The sequence below is a fragment of the Vibrio diabolicus genome (assembly GCF_011801455.1).
GTDB classification, from domain to species: domain Bacteria; phylum Pseudomonadota; class Gammaproteobacteria; order Enterobacterales; family Vibrionaceae; genus Vibrio; species Vibrio diabolicus.
Genome location: NZ_CP042451.1, coordinates 185,321 through 207,418, shown reverse-complemented (window position 1 = coordinate 207,418; position 22,098 = coordinate 185,321). Strand labels below are relative to the sequence as shown.

Here is a 22,098-nt window from a genome sequence, read left to right as displayed (position 1 = left end):
GAGTGGAGCATGCTTGCATTCCCAATGACGTCATCTTCGAGAGGAACTTAGTTCTTCAATACTTTTACGGTGTAGCTACCATCTTTTTGTTGGTACAGACCGTGGATGTCGGTTTCGAAACCTGGGTAATGCGCACCGATCTCACAAAGCATCTCTAGGAAGTCCAGTACAGGGCGAGACTCTTGAGTCACCATTTCACCAGGAAGTACTAGTGGCACACCTGGAGGGTAAGGAAGGATCATGTTCGCACTTACGCGACCAACCATTTCTTCCAGTTTGATTTCTTCTACGTTACCGCGAAGCTCTTCTTGCCATGCTGCGTGTGGTGTTACTTTCATTTCTGGAAGTACATCGAACGCTTTGTACATTAGCTCTGGCAGGTTGTATTTCTTAGTTAGGTCGTGAATTGCTTGTGCTAGTTCTTGAACGCGCATGCCTTCATAGAAGCTTGGGTCTTCGTTATATAGCGAAGGAAGGAAGCTCTTGATGGTTAGGTTCAAGTCGTAGCCACGTTTAAATTCAGTTAGACCGCGTAGCAATTGCATTGCTTTTGATTTGTCGATACCGATTGAGAATAGGAACAACAAGTTGTATGGACCTGTTTTCTCTACCACGATGCCGCGCTCGTCTAGGAATTTAGCCACCAGCGAAGCAGGAATACCTGATTCTTCTAGTTCGCCTTCTTTATTCATCCCAGGAGTCAATAGCGTTACTTTGATTGGATCAAGATACATGTGGTTGTCATCCATGTTCTTGAAGCCGTGCCATGTATCGCTAGGGTCTAGTTTCCAACATTCTGTGGTATCGATGTTTTCTGGTTGCCATACATCGAAGAACCAGCTGTCACTTTCTGCTTCTAGGCGTTTGATCTCTTTACGGAAGCGAATTGCGCGATCGATAGAGTCTTGCATCAACTTCTTACCAGTGTTGCCGCGCATCATTGCCGCTGCAGTTTCAGTAGAAGCAACAATGCCGTACTGAGGTGAAGTTGAAGTGTGCATCATGAATGCTTCGTTGAAAGACTCTTTATCAAAGTCACCTTTCACGTGAATCATTGAAGCTTGTGAGAACGCTGCCAATAGTTTGTGTGTTGATTGTGTTTCGTAGAACACTTTGCCTGGCATCGCTTCACCACTCATACCACATTTACCTTCGTAAATTGGGTTGAAGTTAGTGTAAGGCACCCAAGCACTGTCGAAGTGGATGTGTTTACAGTCTAGCGACTCTTTGATGAATTGTGTGTTGTACAACAGACCATCGTAAGTTGAGTTAGTCACTACTGCGTAACTTGGCGCTGTTGCACCTGGAGTTCTCGCCACTTTCTCTGCAATGACATCGCGGCTGAATTCGCTTTGTGGAATACCACCAAGGATGCCGTATGCGTTACGAGTTGGGCGGAAGTAGATTGGTGTCACGTCGCTCATCATCATTAGGTGAGTCAGAGATTTGTGACAGTTACGGTCAATCAGTACTGTGCTGCCCGCAGGTGCTGAGTACATACCAACGATTTTGTTCGATGTAGACGTACCGTTAGTTACGATGTAAGAGCTGTCTGCATTGAATGTGCGTGCGATGTATTCTTCTGCATCTTTATGTGGACCTGAGTGGTCTAGTAGAGAACCTAGCTCAGGCATTGAGATTGATACGTCCGCTTTAAATGTGTTTGGACCGTAAAAATCGTAGAAGATGCTACCAGCAGGGCTTTTCTGGAATGCAGTACCGCCCATGTGACCTGGAGTACAGAAGGTGTATTTACCTTCTTCTACGTATTTGAATAGCGCTTTAGTGAATGGAGGCATGATGGCATCTTTGTATGCCTCGGTCGCTTGGTTGATTTTGATAGCGATGTCGTCAGCCATACCTAAAGCGTACTCGAAGAAGCTCACGTTCAGACGTAGGTCTGTTAGTGAAATATCGAGAGTAGACTGTTCGTTAGCAAATGCGTGAACAGGCAGTTTTTCGTTGATTTGGCTAATACGTTCACATAGCTCTAGTGAGTATTTATCCCAGTCGAACAGCACACCGCAAATGCGTGGGTTCATCTCAATCATTTTGATCAAGTCTTTATCATCTACTGGGTAAACCACTTCGTAGCCCGCTTTCTCAAGAGCAGCGTGAAGTTGACGAACTGGCTCTTCTTTAAAGAACACACCCATGTGGTTCAAGATAGCGAATATATTCATTTGGACATCTCCAAGGCGAATGAGGGCGCTCTTTGCCATTTACAGGCAATGAGTAAAGGTGAGCGCCGCGTGAATTTGGGTTTTATGGGCTGGCACCGAAGTGCCAGCGTTTGGGGATTAGTTGCTTGCTTGGGCAGGCATATCGTCAGCGTGCATTTTCACGTACTGAGCAAGACCTGCTTTTTTGCTGTAGAACATCAAGATAACGAGAGACACGATGAAGGTTGCTGTGAGCGTACCGCCTTCTGCACCCGCTAGTGCGATGAAGCAGAACAGACAAGCCACACCAGAGAACAGCATTACGAAGCCGTTGCGTGTTGTCATACCTTCGAAGCGAATCAAGTTAATGCTTGAGTAGAAGTAAGGCAGCATAGTTAGTAGAACTGCATCAGTCGTTAGCTGGTTGAACAGGTCTGATGCGTGTGCTGTTTTAGAGCTGAAGAACATCAGTACAACCATTAATGCTGTCATCTTGATTGACGCAAGGATTAGACCTTTCTTAGGCACACCGTTTTTGTCAGTTTCGCCGTAGATTTTAGGGAAGTTGCCATCGCTTGCTGCACGTTTACCAGCTTCGCCCACCAGCATCATCCAAGAACCTAGCGAAGTGAAACATGCTAGTGCTGTGAACGCTGATACGAATGGTGCAGTCCAGCTACCGAATAGCTCAGTGGTTGCCAATGCAAATGGCGCACCTGATGCCGCGACTTCAGAAGCAGGGAACATGCCGCTGATCATTTGAGTTGATAGGATGTAAATCACACCTGCGATACCAGTACCCAGCATGGTTGCTAGCGGTACAGTACGTTTAGGATTTTCTACCATACCTGTCGATACTGCTGCTGACTCCACACCAACGAATGACCATAGACAGATAAGAACCGCAGTCACAATCGCATGGCTATCAGTACCCGCAGATACGTTCCAGTTTTGGCTGTATAGCGCGGTGTCGAAGTGCGTCCAACCAAATAGAGCGGTACCAACAACTGGAATTAGGATTAGAACAAGACCAAGCGTACATAGACGGCTTACCCAGCTACCACCAAGTAGGTTGACGAAAGTGAAGATCCATACCGATGCAATCGTCGCAATACCTGCTGGGATTGGGTCATTAAGCACAGGGAAGAATACTGAAAGGTAAGAAACACCTGTAATAGCAATAGCTAGGTTACCAATCCAGTTCGCGTGGTAATAAAGCACGCCCGTTTGGAAACCAAAGACTGGGGAAACTTCGCCCGCATAAGCGATAGGACCACCTTCTTGAGGGTTTTTGGTTGCCAGACGAGCGTAAACAAACGCAAGGCTCAGTGCACCGATCAAACAGATCAGCCAGCTGAAAATTGAAACAGAGCCTACTGAAGCTAGGCTAGAAGGTAACAGTGCAATACCACTACCCATCATGTTACCGGCGACTACACCCGTACAGGCAATTAGGCCGATTTTTTTCGTATTCGATGACATAACATCTCCAAATCTATTCTACTCAAGTCAACGTGACTCAAACTGAACGGTTATTAGCGAGATGCTATGAAGTAGATACCTGCTCGACCTCGCTAAATTTCGAAGTGAAGACTACGCCCAAAAATCGGGAAAAAAATAAACTTGGCGTTATCAATAAAATGATTAGTTAATCAACATCAAGTTGAGATAAACATGATAAACACAAAAATATAAAGCCATATTATTCATGCAGTTATAAGAAAAACATCAAACCTTATACCGATAGATAAACTCTCATCAACTCGTTGGTAATCGCGATAAAAGTTATCAACCTCTATCAACTTCCCCATCCCGAAGGGTTAATTCCCTGAACTGTTGATTCCATAAATCTCTCCCTGATCGCGCTTTTTGACCCACATCAATATTCATCTCGCCTGCAAGAAAGCATCAGAATCATTCTCGCCACATAACTCAGCCAGACACTCCATACAATCAATAGAGATAGAGATAGAGATAGAGATAGAGATAGAGATAGAGATAGAGATAGAGATAGAGATAGAGATAGAGATAGAGATAGAGATAGAGATAGAGATAGAGATAGAGATAGAGATAGAGATAGAGAAGCAAACCGGATATGTCTTCCCGTTGCAAGCTTGCGTTGTTGGCTCCTTCGTAAGTCATTGCCCCACCGCCCCAGCTTTTTCACTTTTCGACAGCGACAAAAAAGCCCCTCACCGAAATGAGGGGCTAGTATTTGAGTCCGAGAAAATTAAAGCATTCGAACGACAGAAGGGTGAACGGCGCGATACATGGCGTAATCAATCGCCTTCATGTTACTTGGGAAGACCAAGTTTTCGCACAGCAGGTACGTCTCAACCGACGTATCAATATAGAAAGCTTCGCTGTAAGACTCACTGGCCAAATCCAGATCACCATCCAATTCAGCGTGTTTACCACGAATCACATAAGAAAGCACCGAATCACGTAACCTCAAAGCCTGCCCAAGATGCTGCTTGGCTGAAGCCATGTCACCAATAATGGTTTCGTGCAGGGCTAAAGCTTCATAAATTCGGGGTTGAATTGGCCCAACCATCATTTTTACGTTAGTTTCTAGTGCGTCACTCAACTGCTGCACTCGCCCTTTCTTCAACTCCTGTGAAAAATCGAGCACCTTCTGCACGTGGTAAGCAATTAATAACTCTGCCTGAACGTAAGCGTTATCTGGCTCAATTTCTAAAATGTTTTCCATCAAGTTGACGCCTTGGCGAAACTGCTTGGCATCCGAGACATTGAGATAATGGTTAGCTTGAACAAACAGCTCCAAAGCATCTGGGTTAATTGGCATTCCCGCCACCAGCATCGTGGATTTCAGCTTGGCATCCGGTACTTTCAGGACTTGCATCAAGTCTAACGACGCTTGTTGAAGCACTGTCTTTAAATGGCTGCTGGTTAACGCGTATTGACGACTAAACAACACCTTTTCAGATGAGTTATTGCGATATTCCACCTCTAAAAAGCTACCACCATCATTTTCACGAACCCGCACCACAACCGATTTGCCCGGCACAATACCCGAGGTAAACGACGACTTCTTTAGCATGACTCGGTAATCGCTCACTTGAGCAATGTCGGACATCAACTTTTGGGCAAACCCGTCTGCCAAGTCGTAGCTTAACCCTTCGCTCGTGAAGTTATCTTGAAACTTGAATTCGATAAGGTGAGTATCGATGGCTTGAGTAATACGCACTTCCGATTGCTTGTAGGTAAACACGCCCATCACCACAACCAAGACACTGATCCAGATGAAGTTCATGATCCCCAGGCGCCACGGACTGATTTTATTTTTTTTCTGAGGGGCCTTTTTCTCTTTAGACATCTCACAGACCGCGCGAGTCAGAGGGCCTGCAGGAAAAGTGACGGCAGGTGCGATAGGTAGAGTCTCTTCTTCTGGCTCTTCAACAATAGGAGGAAGAGTTTCTGAATCACAATGACGACTTGCGAGGAATTCCTCGAGTGTCATTGGGGTCACATTCGCCACCAGCTTGTAACCACGTTTCGGCACTGTAATGACGTAGCTGGTATTTTCTTCCCGACCGTCCCGCAGTAATTTACGCAACTCAAAAATGGACTGAGTCACCACTTGATCGGTCACAATCGCCCCAGCCCAAACGTATTGGATCAGTTCCTCACGATTGAACACCTCATTCGCATGCTCCGCTAGGAAATGCAGAAGATTAATTAAGCGTGGCTCAACAGTAACTTCCCTATCTTGTCGATACAGCTTATTTTCATCAACGCTTAAAACCCAGTCATTGATTTGAAAATAGACTCCAACCATGTATGAAAACTCTCGTATCTACAGACAGCGCTACGGCAGGAATCAAACAATGGTCAATTCCTACAGGTAACTAAAGGCGAGATTATAGGTGGGAAAACGGCGTGCACCTAGAAAAGCAAGCCGCCAAAAATGCAAACTTAAGTTAAGTGATGCAGAAATGAGACTACTCAAGTGCTGCAAGGATAGAACAATGAGTAGCATCATCGTCCGTATGACCGCAGCAAGCATCATTGATCTTCTTCAAAGCTCGACGAATTTTCGTTAGCTCGTTAATTTTTCCATCAATCAGCTCTAACTTAGCAGAAGTAATAGCTTTAACCTCTGCACAGCTGTGTTCTGTTGCTTCTAGTTTGATTTCTAGTAGCTCTTTAATCTCATCCAAGCTCAGGCCCAGCTCTTTACCTTTAAGGATGAAGTGTACCTGCTTTTGATTCTCTTCATTATAGAGACGATAACCTGATTCACTTCGACCTGCGGGCTTTATCAGCGCGTTTTTCTCATAAAAACGCAGCGTATCTGCCGTCACACCACAACGTTTTGCCAGTTCACCTATCTGAAACATAACTTTCCCTATTAACTATCTCGTTACTTTTAAAGCTAAAGAACCTCTTTTTCACAATTATTTTTGAGATGCCAAACGATTGCGCGAGCTTTTTTGTAATAAATTGGTTAGAATACGCGCCATCAAATGTGGAGACTGTTTTCTAACCAGAAAACATCCGGCAAAGGTCTTTACCAAAACTGGCCAATATTTTACCCCAAGAGGTAAAAACAAGTTCATTTTTGGCAAACATCTTTAACTCCGTGAATTTGAGGAAAATGGAAGCATGAATAACGCTCGTCCTATTCGCCGTGCGCTTATCAGCGTATCAGACAAAACAGGTATTGTTGAGTTTGCACAAGCTCTTGCTGAGCGCGGTGTCGATATCCTATCTACTGGTGGTACAGCACGCCTACTTGCCGAACAAGGCATCGCAGTAACAGAAGTCTCTGACTACACAGGTTTCCCAGAAATGATGGACGGCCGCGTTAAAACGCTTCACCCGAAAGTTCACGGTGGTGTGCTTGGTCGTCGTGGTCAAGATGACGACGTGATGGCAAAACATGGCATCAATCCAATCGACATGGTCGTTGTTAACCTATACCCATTCGCAGAAACCGTTGCAAAAGAAGGCTGTACACTAGCTGACGCGGTTGAAAACATCGATATCGGCGGCCCAACGATGGTTCGCTCTGCAGCGAAAAATCACAAAGACGTGACTATCGTTGTGAACGCTCATGATTACGATCGCGTTATCGCTGAAATGGACGCGAACGAGAAATCTCTAACACTAGAGACTCGTTTCGACCTTGCTATCGCAGCATTCGAGCACACTGCTGCTTACGATGGCATGATCGCAAACTACTTCGGCACTATGGTTCCATCTTACGGTGAGAACAAAGAAGGTGATGAAGAGTCTAAATTCCCACGTACTTTCAACCAGCAATTCGAGAAAAAACAAGACATGCGCTACGGTGAGAACAGCCACCAAGCAGCCGCATTCTACGTTGAAGCAAACCCACAAGAAGCATCTGTTTCTACTGCTCGCCAAATCCAAGGTAAAGCCCTCTCTTACAACAACATTGCAGACACTGATGCAGCACTTGAGTGTGTGAAAGAGTTCAACGAGCCTGCATGTGTAATCGTAAAACACGCCAACCCATGTGGCGTTGCGCTAGGTAAAGACATCCTCGAAGCGTACAACCGCGCTTACCAAACTGACCCAACGTCAGCGTTCGGCGGCATCATTGCATTCAACCAAGAGCTAGATGCAAAAACGGCTAGCGCTATCGTTGAGCGTCAATTCGTTGAAGTGATTATCGCACCTTCTGTTTCTGCTGAAGCGATTGAAATCGTTGCAGCGAAGAAGAACGTACGTCTACTAGAGTGTGGCGAGTGGTCAACGAAGACAACGGGCTTTGACGTAAAACGCGTCAACGGTGGTCTACTGGTTCAAGACCGCGACCAAGGCATGGTAAGCCTAGACGATCTTAAAGTCGTGTCTAAACGTCAGCCGACAGAAGAAGAGCTAAAAGACGCCCTATTCTGCTGGAAAGTAGCGAAATACGTGAAATCTAACGCGATCGTTTACGCGAAAGGCGACATGACTATCGGTGTAGGCGCAGGCCAAATGAGCCGCGTTTACTCAGCGAAAATTGCCGGCATCAAAGCCGCAGATGAAGGCTTAGAAGTTGCCGGTAGCGTAATGGCATCTGACGCTTTCTTCCCATTCCGCGACGGTATCGATGCCGCAGCAGAAGCCGGCATTAAGTGCGTAATTCAGCCAGGTGGCTCTATGCGTGACGACGAAGTTATCGCAGCAGCAGATGAGCACGGCATGGCGATGATCTTCACGGGTATGCGTCACTTCCGCCACTAATTTCCTCATCGTATTTGGCACTGTGGCATTGTTAACTGCTTTCGGCCACCCCGGTTACGTAGCTGGCTATGTTTCCGGGATGGGCTCAATTGTTGCCTAGCCACATCATCAACTACTTTGAGCAAGACTTATTTAATTTAGCTAATTTGAAATACTCTTAGTTTTAGAAATTTTCATTTTAGAGCAAAGCCATATTGATAAGGTCAAGGAGAGCTCGCGGAGTTTATAAGTATAAATGAGCAAGCTCGACGCAGAGATTAGCAATATGGCGCAGCTATCAAAGGATAAATAAAATGAATGTACTTATCATTGGTTCAGGTGGCCGTGAACATGCGCTAGGCTGGAAAGCGGCGCAAAACCCAAATGTTGAGACTATTTTCATTGCTCCAGGCAACGCAGGTACGGCACTAGAGCCAAAACTAGAGAACGTAAACATTGATGTGGAAGACATCGATAGTCTGGTTGCTTTTGCAAAAGAGAAGGCGATTGAATTGACTATCGTTGGCCCAGAAGCACCGCTGGTTATTGGTGTGGTGGATGCGTTCCGCGAAGCGGGCTTACCAATCTTTGGTCCTACCCAAGCCGCAGCGCAGCTTGAAGGCTCTAAAGCGTTTACTAAAGACTTCCTTGCTCGTCACCAAATCCCAACCGGTGCATACGCAAACTTCACAGAAATTGAACCAGCGCTTGCTTACGTGCGTGAGCAAGGTGCGCCGATTGTGGTGAAAGCCGACGGCCTTGCGGCTGGTAAAGGCGTGATTGTGGCAATGACGCTAGAAGAAGCCGAAGACGCAATCAAAGACATGCTAGCAGGCAACGCATTTGGTGACGCAGGCAGCCGCGTGGTTATCGAAGAGTTCCTAGATGGCGAAGAAGCAAGCTTCATCGTGATGGTGGATGGTGAGAACGTTCTGCCAATGGCCACCAGCCAAGATCACAAACGCGTGGGTGACAAAGATACTGGCCCAAACACTGGCGGTATGGGCGCGTACTCGCCAGCTCCTGTGGTAACACCAGAAATTCACAACCGCATCATGGAAGAAGTCATTTACCCAACAGTACGTGGTATGGCGTCTGAAGGTAACCCATACACAGGTTTCCTATACGCGGGTCTGATGATCGACAAAGATGGTACGCCTAAAGTGATCGAGTACAACTGCCGCTTCGGTGATCCAGAGACACAACCAATCATGATGCGTATGGAATCGGATCTGGTTGATCTTTGCTTGGCTGCGATTGACCAAAAACTGGATCAAGTGGAATCAAAATGGGATCCACGTGCGTCGATTGGTATCGTGCTCGCAGCCGGTGGTTACCCAGCAGCGTACAACAAAGGCGATGTGATCTCTGGTCTGCCACAAGTTGAAATTGAAGGCGAGAAAGTCTTCCACGCGGGTACAGACAATAAAGATGGCAACATCGTAACAAATGGTGGTCGCGTATTGTGTGCAACTGCGTTGGGCAACAGCGTATCAGAAGCGCAGCAACGCGCTTACGAGCTTGCAAAACAGATCAGTTGGGACGGTATGTTCCATCGCAGTGACATCGGCTACCGTGCGATTGCACGTGAGCAAGAAAAATAAAAACAACTTAAGTTGGCTAAAAAACAAAAGGCGCATTCAGCGCCTTTTTATTACTCTGTCAGCAAGTAAGTCTCACCAAGCTTACTCTGCGAGTAATGCTGGTCGTGGTACACAATCAAAGTCATCATCATTGAGCATCAACAGTTCATCAACCGTTGCTTTATTTCGTGACTGCTTGCCGACAAAAGCCACGTAACTGTCTACAGATGAGAGACGCTCGATAATAAAATTTGGCAACGTCTGATTAAACTCGAGTGTCGAGAACGCTTTACCTTTGCAGGTTTCAAACGATTGGCCATTCCAATAACCTTGAATGAGGCTCTGACTGTTACGAGACTGCGCCTTAACCGACGCCACTACATCATTCGCTTCTGTCTTGTAACGTTCTAATTGTTCATGCTGAAGTGGTAAGACTTTACGATTAACGCGATATTGTTGGTAAACCGCTTCGCCATCTTTATTAAAACGGATGTGGATTTGAAAAGGCACCAACTCTTGCTGGGTATCAACTTGCTCACCTTTTCGAATCAACTCTCGAAGCTCACCGTCATCCCAACGGTAGTCACTTTGAAACCAGCCATTATCCCCCATCGTTACGTAATCAGCAGCCGTACTCACGCGAGTGAGTTTCTCGGTCATCCAGTACAAGCTACTTGCGCCTCCAGCAACTTTGCCGCCAGAGAAGTGAGTGAATTGTTCTAAATTAGGAGTTTCAACCGACGAACAGCCAAAAAGGGTAAAGCTAGATAAGAGAAGTGAAGCGAGTAGATGTTTTTTCATGAAGTTGCACCGAGGCAGGATACCTCGGTGCATTCTAACTTAGTTTACTGATTCTTTCAGCGCTTTACCTGCTACGAATGCAGGTACGTTAGCTGCTGCGATTTGAATCTCGTCACCAGTCTTAGGGTTACGACCAGTACGTGCAGCGCGGTGGTTTACTTTGAATGTACCAAAACCAATTAGTTGAACTTGGTCACCCTCTTTAAGTGCACCAGTTACACCATCAAGAGTCGCTTCAAGAGCAGCTTTTGCTTGTGCTTTTGATAGGTCTGCTTTCTCTGCGATAAAGTCGATTAATTGGGTCTTGTTCATTAGGTTTCCCTTCTCATAGGTTATCGAATTCGTCTCACTCTAAAACATAAATGCCCCATCTGGCAAAGGTTTGTAAGCGATCTTTCGATTTTCTGACGTACTTTTAGCCATAATATGAGTAATAACTCACAATTTGTTACCACATACCCCCTGAAAACCCTTGCTTTCCAAGGTATTTGGACCAATTTATAAGGCACTTTTGCGGTTATAATAGCTGCAAATAACCACTATCAAACTACATTCAAGGGCAACTATGCTGCTGTTATCCATTTATATCTCTATTGCAATCGGCATTTCGTTTATCTGTTCGGTGCTGGAGGCGGTACTGCTGAGTATCAGTCCGAGCTACATTGCGCAGCTCAATCAACAGGGGCATCCCGCAGCTGGGCAACTGGCTAAGCTAAAATCAGATATCGACCGACCATTGGCATCCATTCTAACTCTAAATACCATCGCTCATACCATCGGCGCGGCCACTGCTGGTGCACAAGCTGCGGTGGTATTTGGTAGCGAAGCGTTAGGTATCTTTTCGGCAGTGCTCACACTGGCGATCTTGGTGCTTTCAGAGATCGTACCGAAAACAATTGGCGCAACTTACTGGCGTCAATTGGCGCCAACCGCGGCAGTCGCATTACGCTGGATGGTATGGGCGCTAACACCATTCGTATGGTTTTCAGAGCAAATCACCAAGCGTCTTGCTCGTAACCACGAAGCACCCAAGATGCGCGATGAACTGTCGGCAATGGCGATTCTGGCACGTGAAAGCGGTGAATTTGCCGAGGGTGAATCAAAAATATTAAGCAACTTGCTTGGCATCCAAGATGTACCTGTAACTCAGGTTATGACCCCACGTCCTGTGGTATTCCGTATTGATGCCACGATGACCATCAATGAGTTCCTAGAAAAACACAAGGATACACCTTTCTCCCGCCCATTGGTTTATAGCGAGCAGAAAGACAATATCATTGGTTTTGTGCACCGCCTTGAGTTGTTCAAACTCCAACAATCAGGCTGTGGACAGAAACAACTGGGAGCAATCATGCGCCCGATTCAAGTGGTGCTAAACAACACGACTTTACCGAAAGTGTTTGACCAGATGATGACTCATCGCCTACAGCTAGCCCTTGTCGTTGACGAATACGGTACTGTGCAAGGCTTGGTGACGTTGGAGGATATTTTTGAACACCTCGTGGGTGAAGAAATCATCGATGAAGCGGATAAAAGTACCGACATGCAAGAACTGGCTTACCAACGTTGGGAAAGTTGGAAAGAGATGCACGGCGTAATCGAAAGCCGCGATGACGATGAAGAAGAGGAAGAACTGGAGAAGCATCACAAGGAGCCAGAAGCTCAAGAAGCGACAAAACCAGGCTCTAAAGAATCGTAATCAGCATTGGGCATAACCGCTCAAACGCCGCAAACAAAAAGGCATCCATTTAGGATGCCTTTTTTCTATCTATTCAACGATTAAAGTGCGATACCGATGTTGCTCACGCCTTCTTCACGTAACTCTTCACGTAAATCTTTAATCAAGCTGATGTCACGCTCTACCGCTTCACGCAGTGGACGGAAAATAGCCCACTGCACGTCCCATTCTTCACATACGGCTTCATTTTCTTTCTGGTTGTCGTTGGTTATTGGCTCTGCACCTTGCGCTTGCTCTAGATCAGCAACGGTTTGTACCGACTGTTGGCTCACTTTAAGCATTGAATCGAAAAGGTAGTCGCGGTCCAATAGACCATGCAGTAACGTAGACAAACCCTGACACGCGTCCATCGCTGGGTAAACGCCGTAAAAATCGAACTCATCCGCACTTGGGAACAACTCTTCTAACTTCTCTAATTGACGTTCGAAGTTAATTTTCGCGTTCTTAACTGTCAAAACTTCCCATACACTATCAAGAATCGCTCGGTAAGCACGCGGGTCAGCAAATTCTGTGTTCTCACAAAACATCGCATAGTTTGGATACATGCGTTCACACAGACACGCCATAAAGGTAATTTGTTGCCAAGGTTCTAGTTTTTCTAAACGAACCTGAAGAGGATTCTTAAGCATAGTCACTCAATCATTGAAGAAAAAAACAGCGAAAGTGTACTTGATTCATCACAGGGAAAAAAGTTAATGCCGCACTCAAATCAGATTTTCCTGCTCTCAGAGCATCGTGACACCTACGAAACATTATTGACGGAGAGAAAGCTACCAGATCTGAGCATCACTGATAAGCCAGAGGAAGCTCAAATAGTTCTTGCTGATCCACCATTACTATCCAATAGATTAGACGAGTTTTCACAGCTTGGGTGGGTACAATCGACATTCGCTGGCGTCAATGCACTAATGCTACCTAACCTTCGTCAGGACTACACCCTGACCAATGTTCGAGGCATCTTCGGCCCACTGATTGCCGAATATGTGCTGGGTTACAGTATTGCCCATTACCGCCACTTCAACCGATACCACCAGCAACAACAAAACAAACGATGGCAGCCTCACCTCTATACATCATTACAAAGTAAAACCATGGTGATTCTCGGTACTGGTAGCATTGGGTGTTATTTGGGCAATGCCGCTAAAGCAATGGGAATAAAAACCATCGGTATGAACCGCACAGGTATTCCGACCTCAGGTGGTGAGTTTCATCAGACCTTTCATATCAGTGAACTAAGTAAGGCATTTGAACAAGCCGACATTGTTGTGAATACCCTACCAAGTACACCGGAGACGCAACAGTTACTCAATCGTCAAACACTCAGCCAACTAAGTCAGGCGTTATTGTTTAACGTAGGTCGTGGCGACGTACTGGATGAGGCTGGATTGCTCTTCGCTCTGAAAAACCGTTGGGTAGAACACGCCTTCTTAGATGTGTTTGAGCAAGAACCGTTATCGGTAGAACATCCGTTTTGGAAAGTTCCGCAAGTAACCATCACCCCTCACATCGCGGCGTTAAGTTTCCCCGAGCAAGTGTTCGACATTTTTGCTGACAACTATCTACGCTGGCGCGATGGGTTTTCATTAAATTATCAGGTGGATTTCGAAAAGGGTTACTGAGAATGTCGTTAGACGAGCTATTGCAGCAAGTGAGGGCCTGCCAGATCTGCGCGGATAATTTACCTTTGGGCGCAAACCCTGTCGTACAAGCAGCAAAAGGGGCACGCATCCTAATCATCGGTCAGGCCCCTGGCACACGTGTACACAAAACCTCGATACCTTGGAATGACCCAAGTGGTGATCGATTACGCCAATGGCTCGATATCGACAAAGACGTTTTCTACGACCCAAATAAAATTGCCATTGTCCCAATGGGATTCTGTTATCCAGGCAAAGGGAACTCTGGTGATTTACCGCCTCGTAAAGAATGTGCGCCCACTTGGCATAAAAAGATTCTTGAGCAGCTGCCCAATATAGAGCTCACTCTACTAATTGGTCAGTACTCGCAGCAGTACTATCTCACCAACAAACCAAAGACACTAACGCAAACCGTTCAACAATGGCAGGATTGGGAACCGGACTTTATCCCGCTTCCTCACCCGTCTCCACGCAATACATTATGGCTAAAGAAGAATCCTTGGTTTGAATCTGACGTCGTGCCGTACCTTAAAAAACGCGTTCACTCGATGCTTTAGGTTACCTATGATCTAATTGCTTGCTTATCTGTACAAGAAAATTAGAACATAAAACCCGAAATCATAAGTGTTTGTTTATATTAAACTTTAACATCTAGTGTACAGCTAGAGTAGTAATTAGATCATAGTAGACCAAATACTACCAGAGCTGTACGGCCTTGAGTTTTAGGTAAAAAAATACCGGCACTGAATGCCGGCATTTGATTTCAAAAAAATCTAACTTACTTGTGGTATGGCTTAGATAGCTCGTGTACCGCTTCCACAAATACGCCCGCGTTTTCTGGCGGCACATCCAAGTGGATACCATGGCCTAGGTTGAACACATGACCAGTACCCGTATCACCAAAGCCTTCTAGGATATCCGCTACTTCTTCGCGGATACGCTCTGGTGAAGCGTAAAGCATGGATGGGTCCATGTTACCTTGCAGCGCCACTTTATCACCGATACGTGCCTTCGCGTCTGCAATGTTGATTGTCCAGTCTAGACCAACCGCATCACAGCCCGTTGCTGCGATTTGCTCAAGCCACATACCGCCATTCTTAGTAAACAGTGTGACTGGCACGCGACGACCATCGTTTTCACGAATCAGACCATCTACAATCTTGTGCATGTATTGCAGTGAGAACAGGTTGTAGTCACGAGGCGTCAGTACGCCACCCCATGTGTCAAATACCATTACCGATTGCGCACCCGCTTTAATTTGCGCGTTTAAGTACTCGATAACGCTATCTGCCAGCTTATCTAGAAGTAGGTGCAGAGTTTGTGGTTCCGCGTACATCATTTTCTTGATCTTGGTGAAGGCTTTAGAACTGCCACCTTCGATCATGTACGTAGCAAGAGTCCAAGGACTACCAGAAAAACCAATCAGCGGCACTTCACCCTTCAGGTCTTTACGGATCTGGCGTACTGCGTTCATTACGTATTGCAGTTCACCTTCAGGATCTGGCAAACCAATTTTTTCCACGTCGGCTTTGCATGTAATTGGGTTATCAAAAACAGGTCCTTCACCCGCAGCAAAACGCAAACCAAGCCCCATGGCATCTGGAATCGTTAAGATGTCCGAGAATAAGATCGCAGCATCAAGAGGAAAACGGCGTAATGGTTGAAGTGTCACTTCGGATGCGAGTTCTGCATTTCGACACAAAGACATGAAATCACCCGCTTCTGCACGAGTCGCTTTGTATTCTGGTAGGTAACGACCTGCCTGGCGCATCATCCATACTGGCGTGTAATCTACCGGCTCTTTTAAAAGCGCACGCAGATAACGATCATTTTTTAATTCAGTCATTCCGTAATTCCAACTGTTAGGCTTTCTGTGAAAGGGGGTATTCTATCACTGATTTAAGTCCAATAGCTGTGTGCTTTGCAACCTGGATCAAGTTATTAACTTTTAAATCAATGCTTAATTTGCACCCAATCGGTATCAGTGTTAAAAATTTGTTCGCTAGCGAAAACTACAATTATAAACTGAGTACCCAGTACTCAGCATCTCATAACGACATCTTACTTACCCCCTCCCTCTCGGAGGGTTTTTTTTATCTATTTATCAGATAATTAGAATCAATATCTTGTAGCGTTTGTTCGATAAGCGCTCTTGCAATCGTTCCTTTAGGCGCAACAGGCGGCATCTCGTCAATACCAAACCATTGTGCATCAGACAGCTCAGTGTAGTCTGGACTTAACTCTCCCGATTCATAGTCAGCTAAAAACCCCATCATCATACTCGATGGGAAAGCCCAAGGCTGGCTGCCAAAGTAACGAATATTTTTAACGAGAATTCCCGTTTCTTCATGAATTTCTCGAGCCACACACTCTTCTAATGTCTCACCAACTTCTAGAAAACCCGCAATGACGGTATACATACCATTTCGATGCCTAGGATGTTGGGCCAATAAGATCAGGTTCTCTTTACGCACAGCAACGATAATACACGGAAATATTCGAGGATAATGGAGAGTACGGCATTCGCCACACTGCATAGCTAACTGATTATTATTAAGAAAGTTTCTTCCACCGCACTGTGGGCAAAAACGCAGACTTTGCGTCATGTGCCCATACTGGACCGCTTTACTTAACAACATAAATAATGGCTCAGGAAAATGCAGGCAGTCGCGTAGTGAGACTAATGGTAGATCATGCTCCAGATCAGACAAATTAAGCCACATGACGGGCGAACCTGAATACTCACCAATGGTCCTTGCACTCACTTCAGGCAGTGATAACTGCTCTGCAGACCCGAAAGGCACAGCACCATCCACCAGCCAAATTTCACTTCCTGCAACAACACACCAGTATGCATTTATCGCGCGGTTAACATCACCTTTTCTTAACATTACACCATCCCTTTGCTTGAAGTTCGTTCATTTTACTGGCAATCTAATTTCATACTAGAGTTTGTCGTTAAGTAAATTTGCACTCTAAATTCTAGTAAGGACAAGAGTTTGTAATAACTTTACTAACTTTGCTTTGCAAAGGATACGTTCGCCAACAGGCGATCAGATCATGAGGGCATGGTCATGCTAAAAAAATTCAAACAAACACAAGACCAGTGGGGTGGCTCAAGTGATGTCATTGATCACTGGTTAGAGACAAGACAATCCCTGATTGTTGAATATTGTAAGCTTGCAGCACTGCAACCTTGTTCGAAAACCAATGTTATTGAACTCCCATCTCCTTCCGAATTGCAGGATTTCTGTCAGCATCTCGTTGATTACATCTCCGAGGGCCATTTTAAAATCTACGACATGGTTATGGATCGCTGGAAAGCGACTGGCTTTGTCGTGACCAATGAAATCAATCAAACTTATGGTCAAATAGTCCTGACAACTGAACCACTATTGAACTTTAACGATAAGTACTCAGAAGTTACTGAAGATGATGAATTAGATGATTTCGATTCTGATATGTGTCTCATTGGCGAAATTCTTGAGACTCGATTTGAAGTCGAGGACTATCTGATACAGCAGATCGCAGAAAGTCTGTCTATGCCCCCAGGGGCTTAGTGTTTGCGAACATTCAGAGACTGAAGGATAGAAAAGACTGACGATCATCGTCGGTCTTTTTTGTTTCTAGCCTTATCACTATTACCTTCTCTAAGAACCCTCTCGAAGAAAAAGGCAGGATAAAAACTAAAAAGGCACCCGAAGGTGCCTTTTTTCTTAAGCTTCTAACGATTACTCGTTAAATGGCTTACTCTTCAGAAGAGAAACCAGCGTTTAGAAGTGCCGCTAGGTTGTCTGTTGCTTGCTCAGCAGAAGGACCATCTTGCGCTTCAGAACGTTTAGCTTGACGCTCTTGGTGGTATGCGAAACCAGTACCAGCTGGGATCAGACGACCAACAATTACGTTCTCTTTCAGACCACGTAGGTCATCACGCTTACCAGAAACCGCTGCTTCTGTTAGTACGCGAGTTGTCTCCTGGAACGATGCCGCAGAGATGAACGACTCAGTCGCTAGAGATGCTTTAGTAATACCTAGTAGTTCACGTTCGAAACGTGCAGGCTCTTTGCCTTCAGCTTCTAGGTTACGGTTAGCAATCTTAACTTGTGAGTATTCAATCTGCTCACCAGGTAGGAACTCAGAGTCACCAGAGTGAGTAATAGTACACTTACGTAGCATCTGACGAACGATAGTTTCAATGTGCTTATCGTTAATCTTAACGCCTTGTAGACGGTAAACTTCCTGTACTTCGTTAGCAATGTACTGCGTTACCGCGTGTACGCCACGTAGACGTAGGATGTCGTGTGGAGACTCTGGACCATCTGCGATCACGTCACCACGTTCAACTTTTTCACCTTCGAATACGTTCAACTGACGATGCTTAGGAATCATCTCTTCGTAAGCTTCACCGCTTTCACGTGTGATCACTAAGCGACGTTTACCTTTGGTCTCTTTACCAAAGCTCACAGTACCTGTGTGCTCAGCAAGGATTGCAGGCTCTTTCGGCTTACGTGCTTCAAATAGGTCAGCAACTCGTGGAAGACCACCGGTGATATCTTTGTTACCGCCAGACTTCTGAGGAATACGTGCTAGTGTCGCACCAACACCTACTGCTGCGCCATCTTCGATGTTTACAATCGCTTTACCAGGTAGGAAGTAGTGAGCTGGCATATCAGTACCAGGGATCATTACATCGTTACCTTGCTCGTCAACAAGTTTGATAGCTGGACGCATATCTTTACCTGCTGAAGGGCGAGCTGCTGGGTCAGTTACTTCGCTTGAAGATAGACCAGTTAGGTCATCAGTTTGACGAGATACTGTTACGCCGTCGATCATATCTACGAACTGGATGCGACCTGCTACCTCAGTAATGATAGGTAGTGTGTGCGCTTCCCAGTTTGCAACTGTTTCGCCAGCTTGAACTGTATCGCCATCGCCTTTGCTTAGTAGCGTACCGTAAGGCAGTTTGTGTTTCTCTTTCGTACGACCAAACTCATCAATAATAGTTAGCTCTGTCGCACGAGAAGTGATAACGATCTTACCGTCATCTGCTAGTACAGATTTAGCGTTGTGTAGCTTGATAGAACCGTTGTTCTTAACTTGAACACTGTTCTCTGCCGCTGCTGTCGATGCCGCACCACCGATGTGGAACGTACGCATGGTAAGCTGTGTACCTGGTTCACCGATAGACTGAGCAGCGATAACACCTACTGCTTCACCTTGGTTCACTAGGTGGCCACGTGCTAGGTCACGACCGTAACACTGTGCACAACAACCGAAGTCAGAATCACACGTTACTACAGAGCGCACTTTCATGCTGTCTACTGAGTTCTCTTCCATGATTTGACACCACTTCTCATCGATCAGGGTGTTACGTGGAATAAGAACGTCTTCAGTGCCAGGTTTTAGTACGTCTTCAGCAACAACACGACCAAGAGCAAGCTCAGAAAGTGCAACTTTAACATCACCACCCTCGATGTGAGGCATCATGTCGACACCTTCATGAGTGCCACAGTCATGTTCAGTTACAACAACGTCTTGAGCAACGTCTACTAGACGACGAGTTAGGTAACCCGAGTTCGCTGTTTTCAGTGCCGTATCCGCAAGACCCTTACGAGCACCGTGCGTTGAGATAAAGTACTGAAGTACGTTTAGACCTTCTTTAAAGTTCGCAGTGATCGGTGTCTCGATGATTGAGCCATCTGGACGTGCCATCAGACCACGCATACCCGCTAGCTGACGAATCTGAGCTGCAGAACCACGAGCGCCCGAGTCCGCCATCATGTAGATGCTGTTGAATGACTCTTGCTGTTCCTCTTCACCGTCACGGTTAACTACCGTTTCAGATGAAAGGTTTTCCATCATTGCTTTCGCAACACGGTCGTTGGTCGATGCCCAGATATCGATAACTTTGTTGTAGCGTTCGCCCGCAGTAACAAGACCTGATTGGTACTGTTCCTGGATTTCACGTACTTCTTCTTCCGCTTCTGCGATTTCAGTGTACTTAGCTGCTGGTACAACCATATCGTCGATACCAACAGATACACCAGAAAGTGCCGCGTATGCGAAACCGGTGTACATGATTTGGTCAGCGAAGATTACAGTGTCTTTCAGACCTAGTTTACGGTACGCCTCGTTAAGTAGGTTAGAGATTTGCTTCTTACCTAGCTTTTGGTTAACGATGCTGTACGGTAGACCAGCTGGCACGATTTGCCATAGCATTGCACGACCAACAGTGGTGTCTACCATCTTGGTTTCTGTAGTGCTGTTGCCGTCTTCGTCTACAACGGTTTCTGTAATACGTACTTTAACGCGTGCGTGAAGCTCAGCTTGTTTAGTGCGGTATGCTTTCTCAGCCTCTTCTGGGCCAGAAAGGTACATGCCTTCACCTTTCACGTTGATCTTTTCACGAGTCATGTAGTACAGACCCAATACAACGTCCTGAGAAGGTACGATTATCGGATCACCTGACGCTGGCGACAGAATGTTGTTTGTCGACATCATCAGAGTACGAGCTTCAAGCTGTGCCTCTAGAGTTAGAGGTACGTGAACCGCCATTTGGTCACCATCGAAGTCCGCGTTGTACGCCGCACATACAAGTGGGTGTAGCTGAATCGCTTTACCTTCGATTAGTACTGGTTCGAACGCCTGGATACCGAGACGGTGAAGTGTCGGTGCACGGTTCAATAGTACTGGGTGTTCACGGATTACTTCGTCTAGGATATCCCAAACGACCGCTTCTTCACGCTCTACCATTTTCTTAGCAGCTTTGATTGTAGTCGCAAGACCACGAGTCTCTAGCTTGCTGTAGATGAATGGTTTGAATAGCTCAAGTGCCATCTTCTTAGGAAGACCACACTGGTGTAGACGAAGGTATGGACCTACTGTGATTACAGAACGGCCAGAGTAGTCTACACGTTTACCTAGAAGGTTCTGACGGAAACGACCTTGTTTACCCTTGATCATATCAGCAAGAGATTTCAGAGGACGCTTGTTAGAACCTGTGATCGCACGACCACGACGACCGTTATCTAGTAGCGCATCAACAGACTCTTGCAGCATACGTTTTTCGTTACGTACGATGATGTCCGGAGCAGCTAGCTCTAGAAGACGCTTCAAACGGTTGTTACGGTTGATCACACGACGGTATAGATCGTTAAGATCAGAAGTCGCAAAGCGACCGCCATCTAGAGGTACTAGAGGACGTAGATCTGGCGGAAGTACTGGAAGTACTGTTAGGATCATCCACTCTGGGTTGTTACCCGATGCGATGAACGCTTCTACCAGCTTAAGACGCTTAGTTACTTTCTTACGCTTAGTTTCAGAGTTTGTTGTCTCTAACTCTTCACGCATTTGTTCTGCTTCAGCGTGCATATCCATAGAACCTAGTAGGTCCTTGATAGCTTCCGCACCCATCTTAGCAGTGAACTCGTCGCCCCACTCTTCTAGACGATCTAGATACTCTTCTTCCGTAAGCATCTGACCTTTTTCTAGATCAGTCATACCTGGTTCTGTTACTACGTACATTTCGAAGTAAAGAACACGTTCGATATCACGTAGAGGGATATCCATCAGTAGACCGATACGAGACGGTAGCGATTTTAGGAACCAGATGTGAGCTACTGGTGAAGCCAGTTCAATGTGGCCCATACGGTCACGACGAACTTTAGTTTGTGTAACTTCTACACCACACTTCTCACAGATAACACCACGGTGCTTCAGGCGCTTGTACTTACCACAAAGACATTCGTAGTCTTTAACTGGACCAAAGATACGCGCACAGAACAGACCATCGCGTTCAGGTTTGAACGTACGATAGTTGATCGTTTCAGGTTTTTTAACTTCACCAAAAGACCATGAACGGATCATGTCTGGTGAAGATAGACCGATTTTGATTGCATCAAATTCTTCGGTCTTATGCTGTGCTTTTAGAAAGTTTAATAAGTCTTTCACAATCAGCTCCTGTAAGGAGTTAAAAGGAG

Annotated in this window: 16 protein-coding genes; 6 read left to right on the top strand and 10 right to left on the bottom strand. The window is 45.8% G+C overall.

What is annotated here, in order from left to right; genetic code table 11:
- Positions 1-47: 47 nt before the first annotated feature.
- From FR741_RS01015 to zntR, 4 genes are all read right to left on the bottom strand, one after another.
- Positions 48-2,183: a lysine decarboxylase CadA gene (locus tag FR741_RS01015; protein WP_031382113.1), complete on the bottom strand. Its 2,136-nt coding sequence runs from the start codon at positions 2,181-2,183 to the stop codon at positions 48-50.
- A gap of 117 nt (positions 2,184-2,300) precedes the next feature.
- Positions 2,301-3,644: a cadaverine/lysine antiporter gene (gene cadB, locus FR741_RS01010; RefSeq protein WP_046874613.1), complete on the bottom strand. Its 1,344-nt coding sequence runs from the start codon at positions 3,642-3,644 to the stop codon at positions 2,301-2,303.
- Between the two features lie 748 nt (positions 3,645-4,392).
- The gene (gene cadC, locus FR741_RS01000) at positions 4,393-5,961 is read right to left on the bottom strand and encodes a lysine decarboxylation/transport transcriptional activator CadC (RefSeq protein ID WP_167426157.1); all 1,569 of its coding nucleotides are present in this window, start codon (positions 5,959-5,961) and stop codon (positions 4,393-4,395) included.
- 163 nt (positions 5,962-6,124) lie between these two features.
- The gene (zntR, locus tag FR741_RS00995; RefSeq protein ID WP_005397290.1) at positions 6,125-6,523 is read right to left on the bottom strand and encodes a Zn(2+)-responsive transcriptional regulator; all 399 of its coding nucleotides are present in this window, start codon (positions 6,521-6,523) and stop codon (positions 6,125-6,127) included.
- Between the two features lie 265 nt (positions 6,524-6,788).
- Here zntR and purH point away from each other — a divergent pair, with 265 nt between their 5' ends.
- Together purH and purD are read left to right on the top strand one after the other, a co-directional pair.
- A complete protein-coding gene (gene purH, locus FR741_RS00990) occupies positions 6,789-8,381 on the top strand; it encodes a bifunctional phosphoribosylaminoimidazolecarboxamide formyltransferase/IMP cyclohydrolase (protein WP_085344624.1) in 1,593 nt (530 codons plus the stop codon).
- Between the two features lie 293 nt (positions 8,382-8,674).
- Complete coding sequence (gene purD, locus FR741_RS00985; RefSeq protein WP_167426156.1) at positions 8,675-9,964, top strand: phosphoribosylamine--glycine ligase; 1,290 nt, start codon at positions 8,675-8,677, stop codon at positions 9,962-9,964.
- Positions 9,965-10,045: 81 nt separating this feature from the next.
- Here purD and FR741_RS00980 read toward each other — a convergent pair whose 3' ends face one another.
- On the bottom strand, positions 10,046-10,744 hold the full coding sequence (locus FR741_RS00980) for a DUF1481 domain-containing protein (RefSeq protein ID WP_167426155.1): 699 nt from the start codon (positions 10,742-10,744) through the stop codon (positions 10,046-10,048).
- 39 nt (positions 10,745-10,783) lie between these two features.
- Positions 10,784-11,056, bottom strand: a complete 273-nt coding sequence (hupA, locus tag FR741_RS00975; protein ID WP_005382524.1) for a nucleoid-associated protein HU-alpha — start codon at positions 11,054-11,056, stop codon at positions 10,784-10,786.
- 253 nt (positions 11,057-11,309) lie between these two features.
- Here hupA and FR741_RS00970 point away from each other — a divergent pair, with 253 nt between their 5' ends.
- Entirely contained in the window at positions 11,310-12,443 is a 1,134-nt protein-coding gene (locus FR741_RS00970) for a hemolysin family protein (protein WP_167426154.1), read from the top strand.
- A gap of 80 nt (positions 12,444-12,523) precedes the next feature.
- On the opposite strand, the gene FR741_RS00965 is transcribed toward FR741_RS00970, so the two are convergent.
- Positions 12,524-13,111, bottom strand: a complete 588-nt coding sequence (locus tag FR741_RS00965) for a YjaG family protein (RefSeq protein ID WP_167426153.1) — start codon at positions 13,109-13,111, stop codon at positions 12,524-12,526.
- Positions 13,112-13,177: 66 nt separating this feature from the next.
- Between FR741_RS00965 and FR741_RS00960 the strand changes: the two genes are divergently transcribed.
- Both FR741_RS00960 and FR741_RS00955 read left to right on the top strand, forming a co-directional pair.
- Positions 13,178-14,101 (top strand): D-2-hydroxyacid dehydrogenase, encoded by a 924-nt coding sequence (locus tag FR741_RS00960; RefSeq protein ID WP_167426152.1) that lies wholly within the window; start codon positions 13,178-13,180, stop codon positions 14,099-14,101.
- Positions 14,102-14,103: 2 nt separating this feature from the next.
- The gene (locus FR741_RS00955; RefSeq protein ID WP_005382518.1) at positions 14,104-14,676 is read left to right on the top strand and encodes a uracil-DNA glycosylase family protein; all 573 of its coding nucleotides are present in this window, start codon (positions 14,104-14,106) and stop codon (positions 14,674-14,676) included.
- 221 nt (positions 14,677-14,897) lie between these two features.
- Here FR741_RS00955 and hemE read toward each other — a convergent pair whose 3' ends face one another.
- Both hemE and nudC read right to left on the bottom strand, forming a co-directional pair.
- Positions 14,898-15,965, bottom strand: a complete 1,068-nt coding sequence (gene hemE / locus FR741_RS00950) for a uroporphyrinogen decarboxylase (protein ID WP_006743188.1) — start codon at positions 15,963-15,965, stop codon at positions 14,898-14,900.
- Between the two features lie 247 nt (positions 15,966-16,212).
- On the bottom strand, positions 16,213-17,010 hold the full coding sequence (gene nudC, locus FR741_RS00945; protein WP_167426151.1) for an NAD(+) diphosphatase: 798 nt from the start codon (positions 17,008-17,010) through the stop codon (positions 16,213-16,215).
- Between the two features lie 177 nt (positions 17,011-17,187).
- Between nudC and FR741_RS00940 the strand changes: the two genes are divergently transcribed.
- Positions 17,188-17,679, top strand: coding sequence for an Rsd/AlgQ family anti-sigma factor (locus tag FR741_RS00940; protein ID WP_031780615.1), 492 nt, complete (start codon positions 17,188-17,190; stop codon positions 17,677-17,679).
- Positions 17,680-17,866: 187 nt separating this feature from the next.
- On the opposite strand, the gene rpoC is transcribed toward FR741_RS00940, so the two are convergent.
- Positions 17,867-22,069, bottom strand: coding sequence for a DNA-directed RNA polymerase subunit beta' (gene rpoC / locus FR741_RS00935; RefSeq protein WP_005397277.1), 4,203 nt, complete (start codon positions 22,067-22,069; stop codon positions 17,867-17,869).
- Between the last annotated feature and the right edge of the window lie 29 nt (positions 22,070-22,098).

Bases quoted from the DNA above. Each gene is read 5' to 3' on its own strand.
- FR741_RS01015 (WP_031382113.1), bottom strand. From the start codon at position 2,183: ATGAATATATTCGCTATCTTGAACCACATGGGTGTGTTCTTTAAAGAA.
- cadB (WP_046874613.1), bottom strand. From the start codon at position 3,644: ATGTCATCGAATACGAAAAAAATCGGCCTAATTGCCTGTACGGGTGTA.
- cadC (WP_167426157.1), bottom strand. From the start codon at position 5,961: ATGGTTGGAGTCTATTTTCAAATCAATGACTGGGTTTTAAGCGTTGAT.
- zntR (WP_005397290.1), bottom strand. From the start codon at position 6,523: ATGTTTCAGATAGGTGAACTGGCAAAACGTTGTGGTGTGACGGCAGAT.
- purH (WP_085344624.1), top strand. From the start codon at position 6,789: ATGAATAACGCTCGTCCTATTCGCCGTGCGCTTATCAGCGTATCAGAC.
- purD (WP_167426156.1), top strand. From the start codon at position 8,675: ATGAATGTACTTATCATTGGTTCAGGTGGCCGTGAACATGCGCTAGGC.
- FR741_RS00980 (WP_167426155.1), bottom strand. From the start codon at position 10,744: ATGAAAAAACATCTACTCGCTTCACTTCTCTTATCTAGCTTTACCCTT.
- hupA (WP_005382524.1), bottom strand. From the start codon at position 11,056: ATGAACAAGACCCAATTAATCGACTTTATCGCAGAGAAAGCAGACCTA.
- FR741_RS00970 (WP_167426154.1), top strand. From the start codon at position 11,310: ATGCTGCTGTTATCCATTTATATCTCTATTGCAATCGGCATTTCGTTT.
- FR741_RS00965 (WP_167426153.1), bottom strand. From the start codon at position 13,111: ATGCTTAAGAATCCTCTTCAGGTTCGTTTAGAAAAACTAGAACCTTGG.
- FR741_RS00960 (WP_167426152.1), top strand. From the start codon at position 13,178: ATGCCGCACTCAAATCAGATTTTCCTGCTCTCAGAGCATCGTGACACC.
- FR741_RS00955 (WP_005382518.1), top strand. From the start codon at position 14,104: ATGTCGTTAGACGAGCTATTGCAGCAAGTGAGGGCCTGCCAGATCTGC.
- hemE (WP_006743188.1), bottom strand. From the start codon at position 15,965: ATGACTGAATTAAAAAATGATCGTTATCTGCGTGCGCTTTTAAAAGAG.
- nudC (WP_167426151.1), bottom strand. From the start codon at position 17,010: ATGTTAAGAAAAGGTGATGTTAACCGCGCGATAAATGCATACTGGTGT.
- FR741_RS00940 (WP_031780615.1), top strand. From the start codon at position 17,188: ATGGTCATGCTAAAAAAATTCAAACAAACACAAGACCAGTGGGGTGGC.